The 20,667-nt window shown below is 60.6% G+C and carries 21 protein-coding genes; 12 read left to right on the top strand and 9 right to left on the bottom strand.

All coding sequences use genetic code 11. From position 1 onward, the window contains the following. The first annotated feature begins 12 nt into the window (after positions 1 to 12). The 5 genes from P5706_RS31385 to P5706_RS31365 all read left to right on the top strand — a co-directional run bounded on the left by P5706_RS31385 (position 13) and on the right by P5706_RS31365 (position 5,448). Entirely contained in the window at positions 13 to 1,107 is a 1,095-nt protein-coding gene (locus P5706_RS31385; protein ID WP_026013874.1) for a polyamine ABC transporter substrate-binding protein, read from the top strand. Positions 1,108 to 1,347: 240 nt separating this feature from the next. Further along, entirely contained in the window at positions 1,348 to 2,442 is a 1,095-nt protein-coding gene (locus P5706_RS31380) for a polyamine ABC transporter substrate-binding protein (protein ID WP_200430489.1), read from the top strand. A gap of 65 nt (positions 2,443 to 2,507) precedes the next feature. Continuing rightward, complete coding sequence (locus P5706_RS31375) at positions 2,508 to 3,650, top strand: ABC transporter ATP-binding protein (RefSeq protein ID WP_003195240.1); 1,143 nt, start codon at positions 2,508 to 2,510, stop codon at positions 3,648 to 3,650. Further along, positions 3,647 to 4,567 carry an ABC transporter permease subunit gene (locus P5706_RS31370; RefSeq protein ID WP_017139530.1) on the top strand — a complete coding sequence of 307 codons (921 nt, stop codon included), beginning with the start codon at positions 3,647 to 3,649 and terminating at the stop codon, positions 4,565 to 4,567. The genes P5706_RS31375 and P5706_RS31370 overlap by 4 nt, the downstream gene beginning before the upstream one ends. Further along, positions 4,564 to 5,448, top strand: coding sequence for an ABC transporter permease subunit (locus P5706_RS31365; RefSeq protein WP_056860728.1), 885 nt, complete (start codon positions 4,564 to 4,566; stop codon positions 5,446 to 5,448). The genes P5706_RS31370 and P5706_RS31365 overlap by 4 nt, the downstream gene beginning before the upstream one ends. Positions 5,449 to 5,573: 125 nt before the next feature. Here P5706_RS31365 and P5706_RS31360 read toward each other — a convergent pair whose 3' ends face one another. After that, positions 5,574 to 6,215, bottom strand: coding sequence for an HD domain-containing protein (locus P5706_RS31360; RefSeq protein ID WP_219269924.1), 642 nt, complete (start codon positions 6,213 to 6,215; stop codon positions 5,574 to 5,576). Between the two features lie 256 nt (positions 6,216 to 6,471). On the opposite strand from P5706_RS31360, the gene P5706_RS31355 reads away from it, so the two are divergent. Then, positions 6,472 to 7,437 (top strand): GlxA family transcriptional regulator, encoded by a 966-nt coding sequence (locus tag P5706_RS31355; protein WP_285684293.1) that lies wholly within the window; start codon positions 6,472 to 6,474, stop codon positions 7,435 to 7,437. Here P5706_RS31355 and P5706_RS31350 read toward each other — a convergent pair. Further along, positions 7,415 to 7,768, bottom strand: coding sequence for a carboxymuconolactone decarboxylase family protein (locus P5706_RS31350; protein ID WP_010167834.1), 354 nt, complete (start codon positions 7,766 to 7,768; stop codon positions 7,415 to 7,417). The two genes, P5706_RS31355 and P5706_RS31350, sit on opposite strands and share 23 nt — an antisense overlap. 99 nt (positions 7,769 to 7,867) lie before the next feature. On the opposite strand from P5706_RS31350, the gene P5706_RS31345 reads away from it, so the two are divergent. Beyond that, entirely contained in the window at positions 7,868 to 8,776 is a 909-nt protein-coding gene (locus P5706_RS31345) for an AraC family transcriptional regulator (RefSeq protein WP_285684290.1), read from the top strand. Between the two features lie 106 nt (positions 8,777 to 8,882). Here the strand turns inward: P5706_RS31345 and P5706_RS31340 are convergent, their stop codons facing one another. Next, the gene (locus tag P5706_RS31340) at positions 8,883 to 11,240 is read right to left on the bottom strand and encodes a penicillin acylase family protein (protein WP_285684288.1); all 2,358 of its coding nucleotides are present in this window, start codon (positions 11,238 to 11,240) and stop codon (positions 8,883 to 8,885) included. 158 nt (positions 11,241 to 11,398) lie between these two features. On the opposite strand from P5706_RS31340, the gene P5706_RS31335 reads away from it, so the two are divergent. Beyond that, positions 11,399 to 12,505, top strand: a complete 1,107-nt coding sequence (locus P5706_RS31335) for a GNAT family N-acetyltransferase (RefSeq protein ID WP_285684286.1) — start codon at positions 11,399 to 11,401, stop codon at positions 12,503 to 12,505. Further along, entirely contained in the window at positions 12,502 to 13,380 is an 879-nt protein-coding gene (locus tag P5706_RS31330; protein ID WP_285684284.1) for a hypothetical protein, read from the top strand. Before P5706_RS31335 ends, P5706_RS31330 begins: the two co-directional genes overlap by 4 nt. Here the strand turns inward: P5706_RS31330 and P5706_RS31325 are convergent. The 4 genes from P5706_RS31325 to P5706_RS31310 form a co-directional block, all read right to left on the bottom strand. Then, on the bottom strand, positions 13,358 to 14,575 hold the full coding sequence (locus P5706_RS31325) for a DegT/DnrJ/EryC1/StrS family aminotransferase (protein ID WP_285684282.1): 1,218 nt from the start codon (positions 14,573 to 14,575) through the stop codon (positions 13,358 to 13,360). The two genes, P5706_RS31330 and P5706_RS31325, sit on opposite strands and share 23 nt — an antisense overlap. Next, entirely contained in the window at positions 14,572 to 14,985 is a 414-nt protein-coding gene (locus tag P5706_RS31320) for a DMT family transporter (protein WP_017139520.1), read from the bottom strand. Before P5706_RS31320 ends, P5706_RS31325 begins: the two co-directional genes overlap by 4 nt. Next, positions 14,985 to 15,341, bottom strand: coding sequence for an EamA family transporter (locus P5706_RS31315; protein ID WP_026013873.1), 357 nt, complete (start codon positions 15,339 to 15,341; stop codon positions 14,985 to 14,987). The genes P5706_RS31320 and P5706_RS31315 overlap by 1 nt, the downstream gene beginning before the upstream one ends. Positions 15,342 to 15,435: 94 nt before the next feature. After that, the gene (locus P5706_RS31310) at positions 15,436 to 16,014 is read right to left on the bottom strand and encodes a DUF6436 domain-containing protein (protein ID WP_285684281.1); all 579 of its coding nucleotides are present in this window, start codon (positions 16,012 to 16,014) and stop codon (positions 15,436 to 15,438) included. Between the two features lie 99 nt (positions 16,015 to 16,113). Between P5706_RS31310 and bipL the strand changes: the two genes are divergently transcribed. Next, positions 16,114 to 17,055: a phospholipase BipL gene (bipL, locus tag P5706_RS31305; RefSeq protein ID WP_285684949.1), complete on the top strand. Its 942-nt coding sequence runs from the start codon at positions 16,114 to 16,116 to the stop codon at positions 17,053 to 17,055. Between the two features lie 1,012 nt (positions 17,056 to 18,067). On the opposite strand, the gene P5706_RS31300 is transcribed toward bipL, so the two are convergent. Then, a complete protein-coding gene (locus P5706_RS31300) occupies positions 18,068 to 18,820 on the bottom strand; it encodes a DUF2059 domain-containing protein (protein ID WP_285684279.1) in 753 nt (250 codons plus the stop codon). 131 nt (positions 18,821 to 18,951) lie between these two features. Between P5706_RS31300 and P5706_RS31295 the strand changes: the two genes are divergently transcribed. Beyond that, entirely contained in the window at positions 18,952 to 19,584 is a 633-nt protein-coding gene (locus tag P5706_RS31295; RefSeq protein WP_285684947.1) for a 2OG-Fe(II) oxygenase, read from the top strand. Between the two features lie 2 nt (positions 19,585 to 19,586). Beyond that, positions 19,587 to 20,072, top strand: a complete 486-nt coding sequence (locus P5706_RS31290) for a 2-thiouracil desulfurase family protein (protein WP_285684277.1) — start codon at positions 19,587 to 19,589, stop codon at positions 20,070 to 20,072. A 29-nt stretch (positions 20,073 to 20,101) separates the two neighbouring features. Here the strand turns inward: P5706_RS31290 and P5706_RS31285 are convergent, their stop codons facing one another. Next, positions 20,102 to 20,596, bottom strand: a complete 495-nt coding sequence (locus tag P5706_RS31285; RefSeq protein ID WP_200430478.1) for a transporter substrate-binding domain-containing protein — start codon at positions 20,594 to 20,596, stop codon at positions 20,102 to 20,104. Between the last annotated feature and the right edge of the window lie 71 nt (positions 20,597 to 20,667).

Genomic DNA, 20,667 nt, shown 5'->3' with positions numbered 1-20,667 from the left:
AAGGCATTAGGTTTGAAGAACGCTGGCAAGACCCTCCTCGCCTTGTCCCTGTTGGGCGCAATGGCGGGCGCGGCCCAGGCAGACGATAAAGTCCTGCACGTGTACAACTGGTCCGACTACATCGCACCGGACACCATCGCCAACTTTGAAAAAGAGTCGGGCATCAAGGTGGTGTACGACGTTTTTGACAGCAACGAGACCCTCGAAGCCAAGTTGCTGGCAGGCAAGTCCGGTTACGACATCGTCGTGCCGTCGAACAACTTCCTCGCCAAGCAGATCAAGGCCGGTGTTTATCAGGAGCTGGACAAGTCCAAGCTGCCTAACTACGACAACCTGAATAAATCCCTGCTCAAAGCCGTGTCGATCAGCGACCCGGACAACAAACACGCTTTCCCGTACATGTGGGGCTCGATCGGCATCGGCTACAACCCGGAAAAGGTCAAGGCTGCACTGGGTATCGACAAGATCGACTCGTGGGACGTGCTGCTCAAGCCTGAGAACATCGCCAAGCTCAAAAGCTGCGGTGTGAGCTTCCTTGATTCGCCAACCGAAATGCTGCCGGTGGCGCTGCACTACCTGGGCCTGCCGACCGACACCCAGAAGAAAGCTGACCTCAAGCAAGCTGAAGACCTGTTCCTCAAGCTGCGCCCATCGATCGGCTACTTCCACTCGTCCAAGTACATCTCGGACCTGGCTAACGGCAACATCTGCGTAGCCGTGGGTTACTCGGGTGACATCCAGCAGGCCAAGTCCCGCGCGGCTGAAGCCGGTGGCAAGGTGAAGGTTGCCTACGACATTCCGAAAGAAGGCGCCGGTAGCTTCTTCGACATGGTCGCCATCCCTAAAGATGCCGAAAACGTCGACGCCGCCTACAAGTTCATGAACTACCTGCTCAAGCCGGAAGTCATGGCCTCGATCACCAACAGCGTGCGTTTCCCGAACGGTAACGAGAAGGCTACCGCACTGGTCGACAAAGACATCACCAGCGACCCGGGCATCTACCCGCCAGCCGATGTGCAGGCCAAGCTCTACGCCATTGCTGACTTGCCGGCTGCAACCCAGCGTGAAATGACACGCAGCTGGACCAAGATCAAGTCTGGTAAGTAAGCCTTAAAAGCTGTGGGAGTGGCTTGTGTGGGAGCGGGCTTGCTCGCGAAGACGGTGTGTCAGCCAGCGGATGTATCAACTGATACTCCGCTTTCGCGAGCAAGCCCGCTCCCACATAGCCCGTTCACACAAATTAAATGACAGAAAGTTTTGCCGGATCGGTTTATCGAGGGTAAGTTGCGCGCCGGTTTTGTTGCCGGGCAACAACTTTAAGGCCCAACTATTTAAGAGGACCTCCACTTGCCAATTTCTTTATTTCGCAAAGCCATGCTGGTGGGTGCAGGTATCACGCTGGCTGTGAGCGTGCAGGCCGCACCGACGGTGCATATTTATAACTGGTCGGACTACATTGGCCCGGACACCCTGGCCAACTTTGAAAAGGCGACTGGCATCAAGCCTGTGTATGACGTGTTTGATTCCAACGAAACCCTGGAAGGCAAGTTGCTCGCCGGTCGTACCGGTTACGACGTGGTGGTGCCGTCCAACCATTTTCTCGGCAAGCAGATCAAGGCCGGGGCGTTCCAGAAGCTCGACAAGTCATTGCTGACGAACTATTCCAACCTGGACCCGGTGCTGCTCAAGCGCCTGGAAAAGAACGATCCGGGTAACCAGTACGCCGTACCGTACCTGTGGGGCACCAACGGCATCGGTTACAACGTCGACAAAGTCAAAGAAGTGCTGGGCGTCGACCATATCGATTCCTGGGCCGTGCTGTTCGAGCCGGAGAACATGAAGAAGCTCGCCACCTGTGGCGTTTCGTTCATGGACTCGGCCGATGAAATGTTGCCGGCGGTGCTCAACTACATGGGCCTGAACCCCAATAGCACCAACCCCGAAGACTACAAGAAGGCCGAAGAGAAGCTGCTCAAAGTGCGGCCCTACGTGACCTATTTCCATTCTTCCAAATACATCTCGGACCTGGCCAACGGCAACATTTGCGTGGCAGCCGGTTTCTCCGGTGATGTGTTCCAGGCCAAGGCTCGTGCGGCTGAAGCTGGCAAAGGCGTAAACATCGCCTACACGATTCCCAAAGAAGGCGGCAATTTGTGGTTTGACGTGCTGGCGATTCCGGCGGATGCCGCCAACGTCAAAGAAGCCCACGCCTTCATCAACTATTTACTGCAACCTGAGGTGATCGCTCAGGTCAGTGATCAAGTCGGTTATGCCAACCCTAACCCGGGGGCGGACAAACTGATGGAGCAATCGATACGCACTGACGCAGCGGTTTACCCACCGCAGGCGGTTCTCGACCGGACTTTCGTCAACTTCGAGCTACCCCCGAAAGTGCAACGTTTAATGACCCGTAGCTGGACCAAGGTCAAGACGGGCAAGTAAAGCTCAAACTATCCAAGGTTTCGCCCGTCTTGGGCGAACCTCAAATTTTGTTGGGAGTTTCGTAAATGGCAGTTGCCTCCGGCGCCTATAAGAAAGCCCTCGAGGGCGACCAGACACCGAAAAAGGTGTTGGTCAAAATCGACCGGGTCACGAAGAAGTTCGACGAGACGATTGCCGTGGACGATGTGTCCCTGGAAATCAAAAAAGGCGAGATCTTCGCCTTGCTCGGCGGATCGGGTTCGGGCAAATCCACCCTGCTGCGCATGCTCGCAGGCTTCGAGCGCCCAACGGAAGGTCGCATCTACCTCGACGGTGTGGACATCACCGACATGCCGCCCTACGAGCGGCCGATCAACATGATGTTCCAGTCCTACGCCTTGTTCCCACACATGACCGTGGCGCAGAACATCGCCTTCGGCCTGCAACAGGACAAGATTCCCAAGGCTGAAGTCGACGCCCGCGTGGCCGAGATGCTCAAGCTGGTGCAGATGAGCCAGTACGCCAAGCGCAAGCCGCACCAGCTGTCCGGTGGCCAGCGTCAGCGTGTGGCGTTGGCACGTTCCCTGGCCAAGCGCCCGAAACTGCTGCTGCTCGATGAGCCGATGGGCGCATTGGACAAAAAACTGCGTTCGCAGATGCAACTGGAGCTGGTGGAAATCATCGAGCGCGTGGGCGTGACCTGCGTGATGGTGACCCACGACCAGGAAGAGGCCATGACCATGGCCGAGCGCATCGCGATCATGCACCTGGGCTGGATCGCGCAGATCGGCAGCCCGATCGACATCTACGAAACCCCAACCAGCCGCCTGGTGTGCGAGTTCATCGGTAACGTGAACATTTTCGACACCCAAGTGGTGGACGACGCCGAAGGCCACGCGGTGCTCAAGTGCCCGGACCTGGACCGCGACATCTACGTGGGCTACGGCATCGCCACCTCGGTGGAAGACAAGTCGGTGACCTACGCGATCCGCCCGGAAAAACTGCTGGTCACCACCGAAATGCCGACCTGCGAACACAACTGGTCCAGCGGCAAGGTGCACGACATCGCTTACCTCGGCGGCCACTCAGTGTTCTACGTGGAACTGCCGAGCGGCAAGCTGGTGCAGTCCTTTGTGGCCAACGCCGAACGCCGTGGCCAGCGCCCAACCTGGGGTGACCAGGTGTACGTGTGGTGGGAAGACGACAGCGGCGTGGTACTTCGCTCATGAACATGAAGAAATTCAAACGCCAGCTGCAACGAATAACACCCGGTGGCCGGCATGTGGTCATCGGGATCCCTTTCCTCTGGCTGTTCCTGTTTTTTGCGCTGCCGTTCTTCATCGTCCTGAAGATCAGCTTTGCCGAAGCCGACGTGGCGATCCCGCCTTACACCGAGATCTACACCTTCGTTGAGCAAAAACTGCAATTGGTGCTCAACCTGGGCAACTACGCGATGCTCGGCGACGATGAGCTGTACATCGCCGCCTACCTCGGCTCGCTGAAGATGGCGTTTTTCAGCACTATCTTGTGCCTGTTGATCGGCTACCCGATGGCCTACGCCATTGCCAGCGCGCGCAAAGAAATGCAGACCGTGCTGGTGCTGCTGATCATGATGCCGACCTGGACCGCGATCCTGATCCGCGTGTATGCGTGGATGGGCATCCTCAGCAACAACGGGTTGCTCAACGGCTTCTTGATGTCCATCGGGCTGATCAACGAGCCGCTGCAGATCCTCAACACCAACATTGCGGTGTATATCGGCGTGGTCTATTCGTACCTGCCGTTCATGATCCTGCCGCTGTACGCCAACCTGGTCAAACACGACCAGAGCCTGCTGGAAGCCGCATCGGACCTCGGTTCGAGCACCTTCAACAGCTTCTGGAAAATCACCGTGCCGCTGTCCAAGAACGGCATCATCGCCGGCTGCATGCTGGTGTTTATCCCGGTGGTGGGCGAGTTCGTGATTCCTGAACTGCTCGGCGGCCCGGAAACCCTGATGATCGGTAAAGTGCTGTGGCAAGAATTCTTCAACAACCGTGACTGGCCGGTGGCGTCTGCCCTGGCGGTGGTGATGCTGGCGATCCTGATCGTGCCGATCATCCTGTTTAACCGCAGCCAAGCCAAAGAGATGGAGGGCAAGATATGAAGCGCTTCAGTTTCTCGAGTTTCATGCTGGTGGCGGGGTTGCTGTTCATCTACCTGCCAATGCTGATCCTGGTGATCTACTCGTTCAACGAATCCAAACTGGTGACGGTGTGGGGCGGTTGGTCGATCAAGTGGTACGTGGGCCTGCTGGACAACACCCAGTTGATGGGTTCGGTGGCGCGCTCCCTGGAAATTGCCTGCTACACCGCCGTTGCGGCAGTGGCATTGGGTACGCTGGCGGCGTTCGTGCTGACCCGTATCAGTCACTTCAAGGGCCGCACGCTGTTCGGCGGCCTGGTGACTGCGCCATTGGTGATGCCCGAAGTAATCACCGGTCTGTCGCTGTTGCTGCTGTTTGTGGCCATGGCGCAGATGATTGGTTGGCCCCAGGAGCGTGGCATCGTCACCATCTGGATCGCCCACACCACGTTCTGTGCGGCGTACGTGGCGGTCGTGGTGTCGGCGCGCTTGCGTGAGCTGGACCTGTCGATCGAAGAGGCGGCGATGGATTTGGGCGCGCGGCCATGGAAGGTGTTCTTCCTGATCACCATCCCGATGATCGCGCCGTCGCTGGCGGCGGGCGGCATGATGTCGTTCGCGCTGTCGCTGGACGACCTGGTACTGGCCAGCTTCGTGTCGGGGCCGGGTTCGACTACGTTGCCGATGGAAGTGTTCTCGGCGGTACGTCTGGGGGTTAAACCCGAGATCAACGCCGTGGCCAGTTTGATTCTGCTGGCGGTGTCGCTGGTGACCTTCCTGGTGTGGTTCTTCAGCCGTCGGGCCGAAGAGATGCGCAAGAAGGCGATTCAACAAGCCATCGAAGAAGCGGCGGCGGACGGTTGGCAGCAACCGGACAAGCGCCGGGCGCCTGCGCCGGTCTAACTCGATAAAGATCGTTCCCACGCTCCGCGTGGGAATGCCTCCTGTGACGCTCTGCGTCACGCTTCCAAGAGCGGACGCGGAGCGTCCATGGCTGCATTCCCACGCAGAGCGTTGGAACGATCTGGTCAGGCAGCCCACGGCGATTTGCGAATCACCTCGACAAAGTTCATCGGCTTGAACCCCGGCTCCTGGTCCACCAGCACATCGGTCTTCACGTTGCCAAACGTGGTCTGCGGGCGATGACGCAAGCCGTCGGCAAACGCGCAGATGATGCATTCCTTGAACCCTTCGCCGCGTGGATGCGCATGCACCACGGCTTCACGCTGCACGCTGGAAAAGGCGGCGTAGTCCATGCCCAGTACGTCCATCTCAACGCCTGCAGTCACCAGCGCCACGGTCGGGCGCAAGTGCTGCGGTACGCCCGGCGTAGTGTGCAGGGCGATCGACAACCAGACTTGTTCGATATCGTCATCGCTCAGCCCGTAAGGCTTGAGGAACGCCGCCGCTGCGTTGGCGCCGTCCACTTCGAAACGCTCGTTGTCACTGCGATGGCCTTCGACCAGGCCCAGGTCATGGAACATCGCGCCGACGTAAAGCAGCTCCGGGTTGTAGGCCAGTTGCTTGCGCTCACCGCTCAACGCGCCGAACAGAAACACCCGGCGCGAGTGGTGGTAAAGCAAGTCGGACTCGACGTCGCGGATGTATTCGGTGGTGGCCTTGGCCAAGGCGCTGTCCGGGATCTGGATGCCGGCGATGGAGTTGCTCATGGTCGTTCTCCTCAACAAAGCGCCGGGGGTGGCGCCGATGAGTGAAGTCTGGTCGCACGCCCGCGAAGGGGCTATCGCGGCGAGGGCGCGATGTCGGCCAATGTGGCTCGATATCAAGCCACATGCAGTCAAATGTGGGAGCTGGCTTGCCTGCGATGCTGGCGACTCGGTCTGTCAGTTAGACTGAGGGGATGCCATCGCAGGCAAGCCAGCTCCCACAGGGATTTATGTTCCTCCAGTAGAAGGTGTGTTGTTCATGGGCAAAACCGTCGCCATCCTGATCTTCCCCGGCGTCCAGTCACTGGACGTGACCGGCCCCATGGATGTGTTCTGCGAGGCCAACCGTTTTCTGTCGCCCGAAGACCATTATCAACTTGAAGTGATTGGCCTGAGCCACGGCATTATTCCAGCCTCCAACGGCCTGTCATTGCAGGCCCACAAGCATTACTGCGACGCCTTGCAAGCCTATGATCTGTTGCTGGTCGCTGGTGGCCCGCAGTTGCCCTTCGAGGATTTCGGCGCCCAGTTCGATGATTGGCTACGCGGTGCCGCCGCCCGCGCACAGCGCTTTGGCTCGATCTGCAATGGCGCCTTTATGCTGGCGCGCGCCGGGTTGCTGGATGGCAAAACCGTCACCACCCATTGGAACGATGCCGCCGATCTGGCATGCCTGTGCCCCTCGGCCCGCGTGGATGCCGACCGGCTCTACGTGCAGGACGGCAATCTCTATACCTCGGCGGGCGTCACAGCCGGCATCGACCTGTCGCTGTACCTGCTGGCCCAAGACCATGGCCCGGAAGTCGCGTTGAGCGTGGCCAAGCGCCTGGTGGTGTTCACCCAGCGCTCGGGCGGGCAATCGCAGTTCAGCCCGTTCCTCACGCCCCACGCCGAAAGCACCTCGGCGGTGGCGTTGGTGCAGTTGTACGTGCTGGCGAACTTGACCGGGGATTTGGGCATTGCCGACTTGGCCAAGGCCGCCAATATGAGCGCGCGTAATTTTTCCCGGGTGTTTGCCCGTGAGGCGCGCATAACGCCTGCCGAGTTCGTCGAGCGGGCGCGGGTGGACGCGGCGCGGGTGATGCTCGAAAGCAGCCTCGCACCACTGAAAACCGTGGCCTACCAATGCGGTTTCCGTGACGCCCAGCACATGCGCAGTGTGTTCAACCGCCGGCTGGGCGTGACGCCGCAACAGTTCCGGCTTAACTTTGCGGCGCCGGTGTGAGCGTGTCGTAGGCTTCCAGCGCGCGCAACGAGTAGATATACGCAGCGCCGGCATTCAGCGAGATGGCGGTGGCCAGGGTGGCGGCGACTTCTTCGCGGGTCGCACCAGCCTTGATCGCCGCGTCGGCATGCACACCGATGCAACCGTCGCAGCGCGTGGTGATGGCCACGGCGATGGAAATCAGCTCACGTGTCTTGGCGTCGAGTACATTGTTTTCCTCGGCAGCCTCGCCCAGCGCCATGTAGGCTTTGACCATCTTCGGGTTGCTCTTGCCCAGCGCGCCAAAGGCTTTCTTCACGGTAGGCAGCAAGTCGGACCAGTTATTGAACATTGCGGTAACTCCTGAACGGGTTGGGTGTGAAGCCAGTGTGCGCGGTTCAGGTTTGGCGCTTTTGTTCGATCCACTCACCTTTTTGACCGATGCTCGCAAATGAACTCCATCGACACCCTGATTGCGTTGGCCAACCTGCGTGGCAGCCTGGACCTGCGCTGCCAGTTCCAGGGCGCGTGGGCCATGGACCATGAGCCTGAGCCGCTGGGCGTGGCGCCGTATCACATTGTGCTGGCGGGCACCTGCCATGCCGAGTTGTCGGGCGGCCAACAGGTGACGCTGGAGGAGGGCGACATTCTGTTGATGCCCGGTGGCGCGACGCATCTGGTGCGCAGCCAGGGCGCGCGGGTAAAACCGGTGGCGCAGACCGTCATCGAGGGTGGCCTGTTGCCGATCCACCGCCTGGGAGGAGAGCAGCCCGACGTGGACATGCTCTGCGGCAGCTTTCGCTACAACCGCCAGTCGTTGTTGCTCAGTGCGTTGCCGGACTACCTGGTGGTGTCCAGCCGCGAGTGGCAGGGCGATGGGCAATTGGCTGCGCTGATTGCCTTGTTGCGCAGCGAAGCGGACGGCCAGCAACTGGGCGCGCGTTCGTTTATCGACGCGCTGTCGCAGGCCTTGTTCACCCTGATCCTGCGCACCTGGCTGGCCCGTCAGGCGCCGGTGGCAGGCACCTTCGCCTTGCTCGCCGACAAACGTCTGAGCAAAGCCTGGCAGGCGATGCTGGCCGAGCCCGGCCATGAGTGGACCATCGACAGCCTGGCGGCGGCAGCCACCATGTCGCGGGCCACCTTCATGCGGGCGTTTGTGAAAGTCGCGGGGGTGTCGCCGTGGGTGCTGCTGACCCAGTTGCGCATGGAGCTGGCGTTCAACCTGCTGCGCCAATCGCGCCTGAGCCTGCTGGATATCGCCGCCCAGGTGGGTTACCAGTCCCAGGCGGCGTTCAGCAAGAAGTTCAAGGAAACCTACGGCGAGGCGCCGGGGCGGATGCGGGCGAACACAGACTAACTGCGATAGCATCAACTCGGTCTGCTTGATGGACCGAGTTGAGGCTATCGCAGGCAAGCCAGCTCCCACACAAGCCAGCTCCCACATTGACCGCATTCTTCCAGCACTATTTTCTCGCAGGCAACAGCTTCAGCGTGCCACGCGTATTCGCCGTCACCTCTTCATCACTGAAATGCGCCTGCTCGTACCCACCCTCGATGTAAGTCTCCGCTTGGTCGCCGTAGTGCGAATCAAACGGTACCCCGCTTTGCCCCACGGGGTTGATGGTCAACGCATGGGCCGGGTCGGCAAAGTCGATCAGGCGGCGGGTCGATGGGCCATAGGTCACGGGCCACGGCGCAGGGCCGATCATGGCCGATTGGTTGTTCGGCACTTCGTGGGTGCCGGGCGCAGGGAATGGGCCGACGTTGAAAATCTTGTCCAACGGTTTCTGCATGCCCAGCGGGTGGCCGTGGGTCAGGGTGTGGACCTTGCCCCACTGCCATTGCGACGGGTCATCGCCAAAGGTGGCCTTGAGGTGCGCCAGGCTGTTGTCCCAGGCGAGTTTTACCGTGTCGGCGCGCTTGCCGTCCCACCACGGCGAGTCCGCTGAGGCGGCCAGGCGTGGCAGTGCGGCGTCGATCACCCGCGTGCCGAGTAGCGTCTTGAACATTGCGTCGCCCAGTTTCGGGTGGAACGCCGCGTCGGTGAGGTTGAACAGGAACTGGTTGAACAGCGTGGCACTGGTGGAGTCCAGCGGGTAGTCGCCTTTCCAGCTTGCAAGCTGCTCCACCAGTTTCAACTGCGCCGGGTCCTTGACCACTTCACGCAGCACCGGCAACAGCGGTGCGAGCAGGCGTGGGCCGTAGGCGGTGGTGGTGCCCAGTTGCAAGGCTTGGCTGTTGTTCACGTCCCACTTCACGCTTTTGTCGCTCAACTGCGTGTTCAACTGCTGGCCACGGTCGGCGAGGTTGTAGTAACCGGGGATCTCCATGCCAGTGGGCGAGGCCGGTTGGGCGTTGGCCGACACCACGTAACCACGTGCCGGGTTTTCTTCCTGTGGGTTGGCGCTGAATGGGTAGAAGCCCAACTTGTCGGCCTGGGCGGTGCTGCCGTCGAGAATGAATGCCGGGTTAACGCCGGCCGGGCGGATCGGCAACTGCGCCGCCGCCCACCAGCCGATATCGCCCTTGGCATTCGCCCACACGATATTCAGGCCCGGCGCGGAAACCTTGGCCGCTGCCGCACGTACTTTGGCCAGGGTGTCGGCACGGTTGAGTTCATAGAAGCCCTCGAGAATCGGGTCTTCGGTGTCGAGGAACGCCCACCACATGGCAATCGGCGTGTTGCCGGCATTCTCGCCCAGCACATCATTGATGATCGGGCCGTGGGGTGACTGACGCAGGGTGAGCGTCACCGGTGCCTGGCCCTTGACCGCAATCTGCTGTTCGCTGCTGGTCAGGTTGACCCATTGGCCGTGATACCAGACCTGGTTGGGGTTGTCCGGGTTGACCTTTTCGGCGATCAGGTCGAGGTCATCGTTCTGGAACATGGTCAGGCTCCAGCCGAAATCCAGGTTGTGTCCCAAGAACGCCACCGGCACCAATGCGTTGTGATAGCCGTACAGCTCAAAGCCCGGCGCCGACAACTGCGCCTCGTACCACACCGACGGCACCGAGAAACGGATATGCGGGTCACCGGCCAGCAACGGTTTGCCGCTTTTGGTGCGGCTGCCGCTGATGGCCCAGGCGTTGCTGCCTTCGAACTGCGGCAAGCCATTGTCGGCCAGGGCCTTGTCGCTCAAGGCGGCGAGGGCGCCGAGGGATTTCCAGTCGCCGGCAGCCAGGTTGAGGGCGCCCTTGGGTTGCCAGTCGAGGTCGAAGACTTTCAGGTAGTCATTGCCCAGTTGGTCGCGTACGTAAGTCAGCAGCGGCTCAGTACGAAACGCGGCAGCAAAGCTGTAGGCCATATACCCGGCCACGCTGATGGTGTCCTCGGCGGTAAAGCGTCGTTTAGGGATGCCCAGCACGTCAAACTCCATGGGGCTGGCGTGGCTGTCCTGATATTGGTTGATGCCGTCCAGGTAGGCTTGCAAGGCTTTCCAGGCGGCCGAATCGTGATCCATGTGCTCGACGTAACTCAAGGCGCGCTCGCGAATGCGCAGGCTGCGAAACAGCTTGTCGGTCTCCAGCACTTTAGGCCCCAGCACCTCGGCCAGCTCGCCACGGGCCAGGCGCCGCATGATCTCCATCTGGAACAGCCGGTCCTGGGCATGCACATAGCCGAGGGCGCGATACAGGTCGGTCTCGTTCTCGGCGCGAATGTGCGGCACGCCACGGTCGTCATAACGCACCGTGACTGCGCCTTGCAGGTTGGCCAGTGTCTCGGTGCCCTGGCGGGTCGGTTGCTTGCTGTAGACATACCAGCCAGCGCCGGCCATGAGGGCGGCAATCAGGATAGCGAGCACGGTCAGGCTGCGTTTCATGGACGGTCCTTGAGTCAGTCACCTTGAAGGTCAACGGAGTCTAATCGGTTTGGTGAGCACTGCGGGAATTGCTGATACGCCGTTGTGACAGCCGAGGTTCAAGTGGCGAATACGTCGAATAAGCTACTATTGCGCCGGTCATCTTTGAGCTTTTTTCCATGACTTGCGCCACGCCACCTATCCCAGACTCCAGCCGCTGCGAGGCTGCCTACGCGTGCTGCCTGGAAGCGCCATCGCTGATCGGCCGTTTCTTGCAGCACCCGCCGGTGGGCTTTGACGCGCGCTTGTCCGACCAGGGCTTGACGTACTTCTTTACGCCGTTCGACCTGCTGACCACCGCCGAAGACGCGTTTGTGGAGCGTGTGCGCGGCTGGCCGGCATTCAGTTTGTGGCGTTCGTGGCTGCGTATCGACAGCTGCTTTGTCGGCACCACGGTCAGTGAATATTCGCCATTGCCCCGCAACGTGTCGCCGCAGGAACTCGCGCAGTGGCTGCAAGAAGAATGCGCGCCGCAGCGCAAACTCACGGTCGTCAAAGATGTGCCCTGTGACTCGCCGCTGCTCAGCGAGGCGGATAACCGCTACGCCCAAGCCTTGATCGAGGACTGTACCCGGCGTGGTTTTATTAGCCTGGAAGGTCAGGCGCTGGCCTATGTGCCGATCAATTTCAGCAGCATCGACGAGTACCTGGCGCGTTTGTCCCACAGTCGTCGGCGCAATATCCGGCGCAAACTGCGCAGCCGCGAGGCGTTGCAGGTAGAAGTCCTCGACACGGGCGATGCGCGCTTCAACGATGAAGCGTGGCTTGCGCAGTTGTACGGCCTGTACAAGGCGGTGTACGACCAGAGCGAAATCCATTTCGATCTGCTGACCCCGGGGTTTTTCCGCAGCTTGTTGCAGGACGCCGCCAGCAACGGGCGGGTGTTCTGCTACTGGCATTGCGACGAGCTGATCGGCTACAACCTGTGCTACGTAGAGGGCGACAAGCTGCTCGACAAGTACATCGGGCTCAACTACCCGCAGGCGTTGGAATTCAACCTGTACTTCGTCAGCTGGTTTGTGAACCTGGAATACGCCGTGGCCAATGGGCTGAAGTTTTATGTGGCGGGTTGGACCGACCCGCAGGTCAAGGCCAGCCTCGGCGCCGACTTTACCTTCACCCGCCATCTGGTCTGGATCCGCAACCCGCTGCTGCGCAAGCTCGGCAACCGTTTCCGCCATTACTTTGAAAGCGATGCGCAGTGGCAGCAGGAGAAACCCGAATGAGCCAGGACCGCGCGCCTCTGATCCTCGATTTCGACAGCGCCGTGAGTAATATTCCCGGCGCGATTACCTTGCCCATGCAGGCCTGGCAGGAAAAAATCCGCTTCGGTTGCCGCTGGGCGCAGTTCAAGGAACTGGAAACCGCCTTGCACGCGCAGATGCCCAGCGATTACGGCTGTGTGTTCACCGGCAGCGGCGATTATCACCACCTCAGCCAACTGCTGCTGAACCGCCTGCCGACGCAGCAGAAGTTCCAGCTGATCATTTGCGACAACCACCCCGACAACATGCGCTACCCGTTCGGTATCCATTGCGGCTCATGGGTTTACTGGGCCAGCCGTTTGCCCCAGGTCGAGCATGTGCATGTATTGGGCATCGGTTCCCAGGATATCGGCCTGGGCCACGCCTGGGAGAATCACTGGTCGCCGCTGCTCAAGCGCAAGCTGACCTACTGGAACGTCAACGTCGACACGCGTTGGATGAATTGGGTCGGCGCCGGGCGCAGCAACCGTGCGTTCAGCAACGCCGATGAGCTGATGCGTGCGTTCCTGGCGCAGTTCGACCGCTCGCTGCCGGTTTACCTGTCCATCGACAAAGACGTGCTGAGCCCCGAAGTGGTCAACACCAATTGGGACCAGGGCGAGTTCCTGGAGCAGCATTTGAATGACCTGATCGACGCTTGCCAGGGCCAAATTCTCGGTGCGGATATCACCGGCGATGTGTCGGCTTACCACTATGAGAGCAAGTTCAAACGCTGGCTGAGTGCCTCCGATGGCCAGGAAGAACTGCCGCCGGCGCAGGTGCAGATCTGGCAAGCACAGCAGAACGAGCTGAATGGCCGCTTAGTCGCCCGTATCAATCAGGGTTGGCGAGAATAACTTTTAGCTGGGCGAACACCGTTTCGAAGTGTTCGTCCGTCAGCCAATGGCTGTTGCTGATCGACAGGGTGCGGCTGGCAAACGCCTGGGCCTGGCTAATGTCGCCATCCGATTGCAACACCGGGGCGACGGCGGGGTAGTCCGGCAAGGTGTGGATAAACAGGCGCGTCACGCCCAGCCCTGAAGTCCACAGTTGCGCCATGGCGGCATCACGCGCCTGTGCGGTCGGCATCAGCACCATCAAAAACGGCCAGGTGCCTTGCTGCCCCAGCCGGTCCATGATCACCGCGACGCCGGGTAAGTCATTCAAGCGTGCCGCGCGGCGTAAGGCGCGGGTACGACCTTGCTGCAAGTAGTCGGGCAGGCGCGCCAGTGCGGCGGCGCCGACCTTCTGCCGATAGCCGCCAAGGCGGTGCAACGGGATATCGTTGACCGAAAAATCATCACCCACGGCGGCCACTTCGTCGCCCTGCGCCAGCGCCGTGCGCAAGGCTTTGCCGTACACGTAGTGCAAGCCGCGCGGTTGGTAAAGCAGCGCGTAACCCCAGAGTTCGGCGCTGCGTTGCAGCTCCCAGCGCAGGCTGAAGGGCAAGTCCTGCGCGCACTGGCGGTGCAGCGCCTGATGCAGCACCGGGTCGCGGCTGAACAGCACGCCGCCTTCGGCCGTGGTCAGGCCTTTGCCGAGCGCCAGGCTGAAAAACCCTACATCGCCTTTAAGCCCGACGCTGCGGCCATCGTCGAGGGCGCCCAGGGCTTGGGCGGCGTCTTCGATCACCACGGCGCCGACTGATTCGGCAATACGCTTGGCGGCGTCTACATCCGCTACGCGCCCGGCCAGGTGGGTGACCACCACGGCCAGGGTGCTGTCGTCGCACAGCTGCTTGAGGTGGTGCTCGTCGAGGTCAATGCTGGCGGGCTGCAAATCACAGGGCACCACCCGCAACGGCGGGCAGTAATGCGCGGCCAATGCCACCAATGGGCAGGTGTACGCAGGCACAATCAGCCGAGTGCGGCCAGGCATGCGCTGCTGCAACACGCGCAAGGCGATGATCAGCGCGGCGGTGCCGGAGCAGGGCAGTGCAGGCAATGGAAGCGAAAACTGGCGGGCCAGCGACTGCGCGAGGTCGCCCGATAAACTGAGCAAATCCCGCCCGCGCAAGGGCAGGCCGGCGGTGGGCGGGATTTCTTTGTTCATGACACCAGTGGCTGCGAAGGTTCGGCCTCGACGGTTTTGCTCTCTTTGTCTTCACTGCGCGCCAGGCACAGGATGCCCGCGATGATCAGTGCGCCGCCGATGATTTTCGGCCAGGTCAGGGTGTCATCGAACAGCCAGACCGAGATCAGCGTCACGCTGATCAACTCCAGGTGCGAGGCCGCAAACGCCGGGCCTACCGGCGCGTATTTGAGCAAGGTCATCCAAGTGAAAAAAGCGCCGATATAGCCGACAAAGGCGCCGTAGATCCACGGCGCGCCAAACACCCGGGCCAGCCACGCGACGTCCATGGTCAACGGTTCGGCATGCACCGAGGCAAATTTGAAACTGACCTGCGCCAAGGTGTCGAAAATGATCAGCGCGAGAAAACCCAGGATATAAAAACGTTTCATCATTCAAACCCTACGACGGTCACGCCACAGGCGATCAGCATGATGCCGATCAACCGCCATTTGCTCAGGCTTTCCTTGAACAGGAAACGCCCGGCAATCATGATCACCACGATGTTGATCGAGCCCAGCATCACGCCGACCGACAACGGTACCAGCGTCAGGAACGCCAGCCACAACACGAATTCGAAGACATAGCAGATCACCCCAAGCCAGATCCACGGGCGCTTGAGCATGTGTTTCCAGTGGGCGAGGCCGTCATGCTCGGCGCTGGCCGAGGCGGCGGCTTTGAACGCCAGTTGGCCGGACGTATCGACGATAACGTTGAGCATCCAGAGGATGATGGTTAACTGGCTCATGGAGTCTCGTGTCTGCTTGCAATGTCACTGGACGCTTACAATACAGGAGCCTGCCGGCCAGGTTATCGGAGTTTGCCGGTCAAACAGCCAGCGTTCAGTTTGACGCCTTGCTCCACTGGCAATAGCAGCCCACCGCCAGGGTGTGGGTGGCATCGACTTCGCGCCCGGCCTCCAGGGCTTTGAGGATAGGCTCGATAAAACTGTTACTCGAATTGCACGTCAGCCCTTCGCTGTACGGCCCGAAATATGCGAGTTTGCCGCTGCGGTCCCAGATGCCCACAGCCGGCGTCGCCGGCACTTGGTCGGCGCCGAGCAGGGCATCGAGCGGTTTCATTTTGCGCAAATTGTCGGGCAGTTGGCCGTGGCTGCCGGCCTTTTGCAGGGCATAAAACTCGACGTCTTGGGGCGCGTATTGCTCGATCAGTTCGCCCAAGTGCTGCTGGTTGCCGACGTTGCATGGGCAGGCCGGGTCCCAGAAGTGCACCAGGCGAATCGGGCCTGGGCCTGCCAGTTCGGCGGGCAGGCGCAGCGAATCGCCGGAAAACACCGCAGTGTGTTCGCTGAATGCGCGCAAATAGCGGCCCTGGAACCAGTCATAAGCTGTCCACAGCACGCCGGCGCAGATGACCAACAGCAGGCCGGCAAACAAGGCAGAGCGGTAGGGTTGTCGCATTCGGAACTATCCTCGAAGGTCGCGTAGCTTGCCATGCTTGCCCTGACAGATGAATATCGCAGCTCGATATTCATCTTCACCGTCAGTCTGGAAGCCTTTATGCCTGTGAGTTTTGACCCCGATCATCTGCGCGAGAGCTTGCGGCCACTGGTGGATGCGCAACCGCTCAGCGCCGAGGCGCGGGTCTACCAGCGTTTCTATGGGCTGGATCTGGGCGCGCGCAAAGTGCCTGTGGTGAGCCGCTTGGGGCGTTTTGAGGTAGATGGCTTCCAGGTGGTGGCGCAAGTCTGGTGGCCGGCTGTGCCAGTGGCGACAATGTTCATGTACCACGGTTTCTACGACCATATGGGCCTGTACCGGCATGTGGTGGACTGGGCGCTGGACCAGGGGTTTGTGGTGATCGCCTGCGACTTGCCGGGCCACGGGCTTTCCAGTGGTGCGCGCGCGAGCATCGACGATTTTGCGGTGTACCAGGATGTGGTGCAGGCGTTGTTTGCGCAGGCCCATTTGCTGCAACTGCCGCAACCGTGGCACCTGTTCGGGCAAAGCACCGGCGGCGCGGTGGTGGTGGACCATCTGCTCAACCACGGTGCCGACAGCCCGGCCCAAGGCAAGACCTTCCTGCTTTCGCCCCTGGTAAGGCCGCGTGCGTGGGGGTGGTCGCAGGTCAGCTACTATCTGTTGCGCCCGTTCGTCAAAGGCATTGCGCGGCGGTTCAGCGAGAACACCCACGATCCCAAGTTCAAACCCTTCCTGGAAGCTGACCCGCTGCAACCGCGCCAACTGCCGACCGCCTGGGTGGGCGCGCTGGCACGCTGGATCAAGCGCATTGAGGCTGCACCGCGCAGCACTCGGCGGCCGGTGATTGTGCAGGGTGAGGAAGATATGACGGTGGACTGGCAGCACAATTTGCAGGTGCTGCGGGGTAAGTTCGACCAGCCGCAGGTGTTGATGCTGCCGCGTGGTCGGCACCACTTGGCCAATGAGATTCCAGAGATGCGTGCTGAGTACTTCAGGTATTTGACGGAGCATCTGAGGTAACACCGTTCAAATGTGGGAGTTGGTTTGCCTGCTGTTGGTGTACATATCCGTTGCTGCGGTAACGGCTGCTTAGGGTTCCGCCCTTACGGCGGGTCACTTTTGGCAAACGCCCCAAAAGTAACCAAAAGGTCTGTGCCCCACCACTCGGTGCCTCGCTTAGGCTCGGCATGCCCTCACTCCGGCTTGAATCCGTGGGCCGCCGCGATGGGCCATCCTTGGCCCAGCGCGGCTAACCCGGCGTCCTGCCGGGTTACCCACGGATTCAAGCCTGCGTTCGGCCATCGTGGTTAACGGGGCGCCTCAGATCAAAATCAAGATCTACAGCACGGCGGCCTGAAAGCCGACCTGAGTGGTTGGATCAAAAGCGAAAAGCAGATTTACATACACTGAAGAGCTGCTTTTCTGTGGGAGCTGGCTTGCCTGCGATGCAGACACCTCGGTGTGGCAGGTACACAGAGTTGATGCCATCGCAGCGGTGCGACGATTCGACAAGCCAGCTCCCACCTTTGACCGAGTATGGCTCTGCTGTTGCTGTTGCTGTTGCTCTGGCCCTTACATCCTTTTCGATGACGAAGTCAGCGGTCTTTTGATCTGCGCTTTTGATCTTGATCTGAAATCGCCCCGTCAAACACGATGGCCGGAATCTGACAGGGATTTGGGGGGTAAACCGGCAGGGATGCCGGTTTAGCCGCGCTGGGCCAAGGATGGCCCATCGCGGCGGCCCCCCAAATCACTGTCGGATTGCGGGCATGCCGAGCCATAGCGAGGCACCGAGTGTTGGGGCGAAGACTTTTTGGTTACTTTTGTCTGGGCCGGCATTCCGGTCTTTACAAAAGTGACCCGCTGTAAGAGCGGAACCAATAGCAGCCGTTACCGCAGCAACGGATATACACCCCGACCGCCCAGCCTCAACGTTAACGTCGTGTAGATACCTATGCTGCGATAGCGGTGTGAACTGACACGCCACCATCGCAGGCAAGCCAGCTCCCACACAAGCCTGCTTCCACCTGGGTTACTGCGACAGGCTGGAGGTGCTCTGGCCGACCGCCAGCCCTGCACGAATCGCCGCAAGCGCCGCCTTGTAATACGCCCGACCTTCAGGTGACTCCGCAAACGTGGCGAATTCTTCCAGCTCCGGGTCGGACAAGTCTCGGTAGACGTATAACAGTGTGTTGTTCAGGTCATTGCCGATCTGCTGCATCAGCCGCTCACGTTGACCGTTCAACATGCCTTGCGCCTGACCGCCGCCCAACAGGCCGGGAATCATCTGGCTCAAGCTGTCGGCCGCGACGCCGGCAATCGCCAGGCTGACTTCCGCGCCGGCTTCACGGGCCGGCAGCGCCTGGGCCAGGTGGCCGATGATCAGGCTGCGGGTGGCATCGGCTTCGATGTGCGGCAGGCCCTTGGCATTTTTCGCCAACTGGTCACGGCGCGTGGCCAGCAGTTCAGCGGCAACGATTTTGCGACCCAGTGGCGACTGGAAAAACGCCAGGGCTGGTTTCGGGTCGGTCAGGTTTTTGCGCAATTGCGCCTCGGCCCGCTGGTCCACGGCCTGGGCGGCGAAGCGTTTATTGCTGTTATCCACCAACGCCTGGTACACCGCCGGCGGCAGGCTATTGCGGTAGCGTTGCTGGGCGGCACTGAGGGCGTCATTGAAATGCGCACGTTGTTCGGCCCAGCCGGCGACCTTGTACAACTGGTCATGGCCGTCTGCCCAGGCGGGCAAAACGCAGAACATCAGCAAGGAAAAAAACAAACGACGCATAGGGACTCCTGTCAGTCGGCCACTATTGTCCGTGTCGGGCGTAGGATTTGTCGAGAAATCCTATCAGTCACCTGACTAAAGTGTGTTCAGACGCTCGGCGGCTCTGTCGGATTCATAGGCGTATGGATACTATGCGCGCCATGCAAATATCCCTCGAACACCCGCTGCTGCAACGCATCGTCGACGACCTGGCCGAAAAAGGCTGGTCGCAGCAGAACGGCTTCCTGCCCCAGGCTCTGACCCTGGAGTTGGCGGCTGAGTGCCGTAAACGTGCGGCTGAGGGTGAATTGGCCCCGGCCGCTGTAGGACGCGGACCTGCGCAGGAGATACGCGAGGGCATTCGCGGTGACCACATCCAGTGGCTTGAAGAGGGCGACGCCGCTGTTTGCGAGACCTATATGAGCTTGATGGACAGCCTGCGCCTGGCCATGAACCGCAGCCTGTTCCTGGGCCTGGAAGATTTCGAAAGCCACTTCGCGATGTACCCGCCAGGGGCATTTTACCTCAAGCACCTGGACCGTTTTCGCGACGATGACCGGCGCATGGTCTCGGCGGTGGTCTATTTGAATGATGCCTGGTTGCCTGAGCATGGCGGCCAGTTGCGCATGTACCTCAAGGGCAGCGTGGAATACGATGTGCTGCCCACCGGCGGTAGCCTGGTGGTGTTCCTGTCTGGGGAGGTGCCCCACGAAGTCCTGCCCGCCACGCGAGAACGCCTGTCCCTGACCGGTTGGTTTCGCCGACGCGGTAACGAGCCGTTTTAAACATGCAAAAGATTCTGATCAGCCGCTGCCTGCTCGGGCACAAGGTGCGCTACGACGGTGGCGCCAGTGGCCCCTTCGATCAATTGGCGGCCTGGCAGGCCGAAGGCCGTGTGGTTGCGATCTGCCCGGAAGTCTCAGGCGGTTTGCCGACCCCGCGTCCCTCCGCCGAAATCCCTGGCGGGCAGGGCATCGATGTGTGGGAAGGGCGTGCGCAAGTGCTGACGGCCGAGGGCGAAGACTTCAGCGCCGCCTTCCTCGACGGCGCTCGCCAGGCCTTGGCGTTGGCGCAGCGGCATAACATCCGCATCGCCATCCTCAAGGCCAATAGCCCGTCCTGCGGTAACCTGCTGACCTACGACGGCACCTTCAGCGGCGTGAAGGTCAGCGGCGAGGGCGTGACCGCGGCGCTGCTCAAGCGCCATGGTGTGCGGGTGTTCAGTGAGCTGGAGTTGCCTGAGGCGGCACTGCATCTCTCAAGCCTTGCCTAAATCAAAATGTGGGAGCTCCCACAGTTGATCTAGGGTGCCTTCACGACCGGCGTGTCGCCCTCAAACCACTTCTGCGTCAACGCCTTCAAGCGTCCATCGGCCTTCACTCGCTGCAATGCATTGTCCAGGCTACTTTTGAATGCCGGGTTGCCTTTTTGGAATGGAATGGCCAGCTCAGGTGTTTGCTTATAGACCTCACTGAAATCGAACCGATCCTGCAGCGCGGCAGTCATAGCGATATGGTTGATGGCCACGTCGAACTTGCCGCTTTCCACACCCGGCAGCAGGTCGGCGTCATCGACGGTGATGAACGAGGGGCGAACCTCCATTTCCTTGGCTAATTGTTCACCCAGCTCCACTTCAAAACCGGTTAGCTTGTCACCGTCCTTGAAGTTGTAAGGCGGAGTGTTGGCCTCCAGGGCGATGCGTAGTTCGCCGCGATCAAACACATCATCGATCAGTTCGGCGTGAGCCAGTGGGCTCAACAGGGGCAGTAAAAGTACAAGGCCAGGCACATAGCGCATGGTCGCTCCTAAAGAATTTATGCGTGCGAGGCGCCATTGAGCATCGCTTGCTATGGTGTTGAGTGCCTTGG

The organism is Pseudomonas sp. ChxA (assembly GCF_030263855.1).
Taxonomy (GTDB): domain Bacteria; phylum Pseudomonadota; class Gammaproteobacteria; order Pseudomonadales; family Pseudomonadaceae; genus Aquipseudomonas; species Aquipseudomonas fluorescens_CB.
The sequence above is the reverse complement of the archived record's forward strand: the minus strand, read 5'-3'. Positions and strand labels throughout refer to the sequence as shown.

What these genes read in the sequence shown, in the direction of transcription:
- P5706_RS31350 (WP_010167834.1), bottom strand. Translation starts at nt 7,768, where the DNA reads ATGTTCAATAACTGGTCCGACTTGCTGCCTACCGTGAAGAAAGCCTTT.
- P5706_RS31315 (WP_026013873.1), bottom strand. Translation starts at nt 15,341, where the DNA reads ATGAGCCAGTTAACCATCATCCTCTGGATGCTCAACGTTATCGTCGAT.
- P5706_RS31345 (WP_285684290.1), top strand. Translation starts at nt 7,868, where the DNA reads ATGAACTCCATCGACACCCTGATTGCGTTGGCCAACCTGCGTGGCAGC.
- bipL (WP_285684949.1), top strand. Translation starts at nt 16,114, where the DNA reads ATGCCTGTGAGTTTTGACCCCGATCATCTGCGCGAGAGCTTGCGGCCA.
- P5706_RS31320 (WP_017139520.1), bottom strand. Translation starts at nt 14,985, where the DNA reads ATGAAACGTTTTTATATCCTGGGTTTTCTCGCGCTGATCATTTTCGAC.
- P5706_RS31330 (WP_285684284.1), top strand. Translation starts at nt 12,502, where the DNA reads ATGAGCCAGGACCGCGCGCCTCTGATCCTCGATTTCGACAGCGCCGTG.
- P5706_RS31310 (WP_285684281.1), bottom strand. Translation starts at nt 16,014, where the DNA reads ATGCGACAACCCTACCGCTCTGCCTTGTTTGCCGGCCTGCTGTTGGTC.
- P5706_RS31365 (WP_056860728.1), top strand. Translation starts at nt 4,564, where the DNA reads ATGAAGCGCTTCAGTTTCTCGAGTTTCATGCTGGTGGCGGGGTTGCTG.
- P5706_RS31355 (WP_285684293.1), top strand. Translation starts at nt 6,472, where the DNA reads ATGGGCAAAACCGTCGCCATCCTGATCTTCCCCGGCGTCCAGTCACTG.
- P5706_RS31295 (WP_285684947.1), top strand. Translation starts at nt 18,952, where the DNA reads ATGCGCGCCATGCAAATATCCCTCGAACACCCGCTGCTGCAACGCATC.
- P5706_RS31375 (WP_003195240.1), top strand. Translation starts at nt 2,508, where the DNA reads ATGGCAGTTGCCTCCGGCGCCTATAAGAAAGCCCTCGAGGGCGACCAG.
- P5706_RS31325 (WP_285684282.1), bottom strand. Translation starts at nt 14,575, where the DNA reads ATGAACAAAGAAATCCCGCCCACCGCCGGCCTGCCCTTGCGCGGGCGG.
- P5706_RS31285 (WP_200430478.1), bottom strand. Translation starts at nt 20,596, where the DNA reads ATGCGCTATGTGCCTGGCCTTGTACTTTTACTGCCCCTGTTGAGCCCA.
- P5706_RS31370 (WP_017139530.1), top strand. Translation starts at nt 3,647, where the DNA reads ATGAACATGAAGAAATTCAAACGCCAGCTGCAACGAATAACACCCGGT.
- P5706_RS31290 (WP_285684277.1), top strand. Translation starts at nt 19,587, where the DNA reads ATGCAAAAGATTCTGATCAGCCGCTGCCTGCTCGGGCACAAGGTGCGC.
- P5706_RS31300 (WP_285684279.1), bottom strand. Translation starts at nt 18,820, where the DNA reads ATGCGTCGTTTGTTTTTTTCCTTGCTGATGTTCTGCGTTTTGCCCGCC.
- P5706_RS31340 (WP_285684288.1), bottom strand. Translation starts at nt 11,240, where the DNA reads ATGAAACGCAGCCTGACCGTGCTCGCTATCCTGATTGCCGCCCTCATG.
- P5706_RS31360 (WP_219269924.1), bottom strand. Translation starts at nt 6,215, where the DNA reads ATGAGCAACTCCATCGCCGGCATCCAGATCCCGGACAGCGCCTTGGCC.
- P5706_RS31335 (WP_285684286.1), top strand. Translation starts at nt 11,399, where the DNA reads ATGACTTGCGCCACGCCACCTATCCCAGACTCCAGCCGCTGCGAGGCT.